General features: G+C 62.2%; 1 protein-coding gene. It reads left to right on the forward strand.

The genetic code is table 11. From position 1 onward, the window contains the following. The coding region (uvrA, locus tag A2I95_RS38110; RefSeq protein WP_291737612.1) for an excinuclease ABC subunit UvrA at positions 1 to 1,383 on the forward strand (1,383 nt) is incomplete at both ends.

Genomic DNA, 1,383 nt, shown 5'->3' on the forward strand with positions numbered 1-1,383 from the left:
GATTTCAACTGGATCCGCGAGGAGTTCGAACGCTATCAGAACAACCGCCATTGCCACCATTGCGAGGGGTACCGGCTGCGCGCTGAGGCGCTGGCGGTGAAGATTGCCGGTGTGCACGCCGGTCAGGTGGTGCAGCTGTCGATCCGCGAGGCGCTGGCCTGGATCGAGGATGTGCCGAACCATCTGAGCCAGCAGAAACAGGAGATCGCCCGTGCTATTGTGAAGGAGATCCGCGAGCGGCTGGGGTTCCTGAACAATGTCGGGCTGGAATACCTGTCTCTCAGCCGTAATTCCGGCACCCTGTCCGGCGGCGAGAGCCAGCGGATCCGGCTGGCGTCGCAGATCGGCTCAGGTCTTACGGGCGTGCTTTATGTGCTGGACGAGCCCTCGATCGGGTTGCACCAGCGCGACAACGACCGTCTGATCGGCACCCTGAAGAACCTGCGCGATCAGGGCAATACGGTGATCGTGGTGGAGCACGACGAGGACATGATCCGCCAGGCGGATTATGTGTTCGACATCGGCCCCGGCGCCGGGGTGCATGGCGGCGAGGTGGTAAGCCACGGCACGCCCGGAGCGGTTGCCTCGGATGTGAATTCGATCACTGGCCAGTATTTGTCGGGCACACGCGAAATCGCGGTGCCGCCCAAGCGCCGCAAGGGCAACAAGAAGAAGATCAAGGTGGTCAAGGCCACCGGCAACAACCTGAAAGAGGTCACAGCCGAGTTCCCGCTGGGCAAGTTCGTCTGCGTGACTGGCGTGTCGGGCGGAGGCAAGTCGACGCTGACGATTGAGACGCTGTTCAAGACCGCTTCCATGCGCCTCAACGGCGCGCGGCAGACCCCGGCGCCTTGCGAGAGCATCAAGGGGCTGGAGCATCTGGATAAGGTGATCGACATCGACCAGCGTCCGATCGGCCGTACGCCGCGGTCGAACCCGGCGACCTATACCGGTGCCTTTACCCCGATCCGCGACTGGTTTGCCGGCCTGCCGGAAGCTAAGACGCGCGGCTACAAGCCAGGGCGGTTCTCCTTCAACGTCAAGGGCGGGCGCTGCGAGGCCTGCCAGGGCGATGGCGTGATCAAGATTGAGATGCATTTCCTGCCCGACGTCTATGTAACCTGCGAGACCTGTAAGGGCGCGCGCTATAACCGCGAGACGCTGGAAATCAAGTTCAAAGGCAAGAGCATTGCCGATGTGCTGGATATGACGGTGGAAGACGCGCAGGAGTTTTTTCAGGCGGTGCCGTCGATCCGCGATAAGATGGATGCGCTGATGCGGGTTGGTCTGGGCTATATCAAGGTGGGCCAGCAGGCGACAACGCTGTCCGGCGGCGAGGCGCAGCGGGTGAAGTTGTCGAAGGAACTGTCGAAACGCTCGACC

The organism is Leisingera sp. F5 (genome assembly GCF_001593695.1).